This window comes from Castellaniella sp. (assembly GCF_041675725.1).
Classification (GTDB): Bacteria; Pseudomonadota; Gammaproteobacteria; order Burkholderiales; family Burkholderiaceae_B; genus Castellaniella.
Genome location: NZ_JBAYTI010000127.1, coordinates 1 through 2,525 on the forward strand (window position 1 = coordinate 1; position 2,525 = coordinate 2,525).

3 protein-coding genes are annotated in these 2,525 nt (G+C 61.5%); all 3 read left to right on the forward strand.

The window, feature by feature from the left end; translation table 11 throughout:
- The coding region (sdhA, locus tag WCZ84_RS14025; RefSeq protein ID WP_372686893.1) for a succinate dehydrogenase flavoprotein subunit at positions 1-1,654 on the forward strand (1,654 nt) is incomplete at its 5' end.
- 26 nt (positions 1,655-1,680) lie between these two features.
- Complete coding sequence (locus WCZ84_RS14030; protein WP_372686894.1) at positions 1,681-2,394, forward strand: succinate dehydrogenase iron-sulfur subunit; 714 nt, start codon at positions 1,681-1,683, stop codon at positions 2,392-2,394.
- Positions 2,395-2,403: 9 nt separating this feature from the next.
- On the forward strand, positions 2,404-2,525 hold a 122-nt coding region (locus WCZ84_RS14035; protein ID WP_372686895.1), incomplete at its 3' end, for a succinate dehydrogenase assembly factor 2.

The window sequence follows — 2,525 nt, forward strand, 5'->3', positions numbered from 1 at the left end:
CACCAAGGTGTTTCCGACGCGTTCACACACCGTGGCGGCTCAGGGCGGCATCAGCGCCTCGATCGGCAACATGAGCGAAGACCACTGGCAATGGCACATGTACGACACGATCAAGGGCTCAGATTGGCTGGGTGACCAGGACGCGATCGAGTTCATGGTGCGCGAGGCGCCCAGCGTGGTCTACGAGCTCGAGCACTTCGGCATGCCCTTCGACCGCAACCCCGATGGCACCATCTATCAGCGCCCCTTCGGCGGCCATACCTCGCATTTCGGCGAAAACCCCGTGCAGCGGGCCTGTGCGGCGGCCGACCGAACCGGCCATGCGATGCTGCACACCCTGTACCAGCGCAACGTGGCGGCCCATACCCAGTTTTTCGTCGAATGGATGGCGCTCGACCTGCTGCGCAATAATGCGGGCGACGTCCTCGGCGTGACGGCGCTCGAAATGGAAACCGGCGAAATCTACGTGCTCGAGGCCAAGCATACGGTGCTGGCCACCGGGGGGTCGGGGCGTATCTGGGCGTCTACCACCAACGCCTTCATCAACACGGGCGATGGCCTGGGCATGGCGGCCCGCGCCGGCATCCCTCTGCAAGACATGGAATTCTGGCAGTTCCATCCCACCGGGGTGGCCGGTGCCGGGGTGCTCATTACCGAAGGGGTGCGCGGCGAAGGCGGCTTCCTGCTCAACAAGGACGGCGAGCGCTTCATGGAACGCTACGCGCCGCACCTCAAGGACCTGGCCCCACGCGACTTCGTTTCGCGCTCGATGGACCAGGAAATCAAAGAGGGGCGGGGCTGTGGCGATGGTCATTACGTGCTGCTGAAACTCGATCACCTGGGCGCCGAAACCATCAAGAAACGCCTGCCGGCGATCCGCGAACTGGCCATCAAGTTCGCCAACGTGGATCCCATCAAGGATCCGATCCCGGTGGTGCCTACCATTCATTATCAGATGGGGGGCATACCCGCCAACTATCACGGCCAGGTGCTCACCCGCGTCAATGGCGAAGAGCAGGTCGTCAAGGGTCTGTACGCCATCGGCGAATGCGCGGCCACATCGGTGCACGGCGCCAACCGCCTGGGCACCAACTCGCTGCTGGACATCGTGGTGTTCGGCCGCTCGGCGGGCAATTTCATCGTCGATCAGCACCCCGAGCGGCAGCATGGGCACGAACCGCTGCCCGATACTGACATCGAGGCCTCGCTCGACCGGGTCAACCGGATCGAGGCCCGCACGTCGGGCGAAAAGACCCACGACATCGTGCACAAGATGCAGATCGCCATGCAAAGCCACTGCGGGGTGTTCCGCACGCTGGACGTGCTCAAAGAAGGTGAAAAAGTCATTGCCGACATGGTCGCCGAAGTCGATTCGGTGTATTACGCCGACAAATCCAAGGTCTTCAACACGGCCCGCGTCGAGGCGCTCGAGCTCACCAACATGATCGAAGTCGCGCGCGCCACCACCCGGTCGGCGGCCAATCGACACGAATCCCGCGGGGCTCACGCCCTGGAAGACTACCCCGAGCGCGACGACGAAAACTGGCTCAAGCACACGCTGTGGTTCTCGCCGGATGACCGGCTCGATTACTCGCCGGTGCGCATGAAGCCGCTGACCGTGGACACCGTTCCGCCCAAGCCGCGTACCTTCTGATTGAATATTGCCATGTGGATATTGTCATGAGTAAACGTATCGTAAAGTTTGAGATCTACCGTTTCGACCCCGACAAAGACGAACGGCCCTATATGCAGAAACTGGATGTCGAGCTGCAACCATCCGACAAAATGCTGCTCGACGCCATCCTGCGCATCAAAAACGAGATCGACGACAGCCTGGCGTTGCGCCGCTCGTGCCGCGAAGGGGTCTGCGGCTCGGACGCCATGAATATCAATGGCAAGAACGGCCTGGCGTGTACCACCAACCTGCGCACACTCAAAGAACCGATTGTGCTCAAGCCGCTGCCTGGCCTGCCGGTGGTGCGCGACCTGATCGTCGACATGACGTTCTTCTTCGACCAGTACCATTCGATCAAGCCGTTTCTCATCAACGATACGCCGCCGCCCGAAAAAGAACGCCTGCAGTCGCCCGAAGAGCGCGAAGAGCTCAACGGCCTGTACGAGTGCATTCTCTGCGGCTGCTGCTCTACCGCGTGCCCGTCGTTTTGGTGGAATCCCGACAAATTCGTGGGGCCCGCCGGCCTGCTGCAGGCCTACCGTTTCATCGCCGATTCGCGCGACGCGGCCACGGCCGAGCGCCTCGATGATCTAGAAGACCCTTATCGCCTGTTCCGTTGCCACACCATCATGAACTGCACCGATGTCTGTCCCAAGGGTCTGAACCCATCCCTGGCCATCAGCAAAATCAAGGAAATGCTCGTGCGCCGTACAATTTGAAGGGCCTTCATGTCCGATCCATTATCCGGGCTCGAACGTGCGCGCCTGCGTTGGCGCGCGCGGCGGGGCCTGCTGGAAAATGATCTCATCATCACACGCTATCTCGATGCGTTCGAATCCCGCCTGACCGA

What these genes read in the sequence shown, in the direction of transcription:
- WCZ84_RS14030 (WP_372686894.1), top strand. Translation starts at nt 1,681, where the DNA reads ATGAGTAAACGTATCGTAAAGTTTGAGATCTACCGTTTCGACCCCGAC.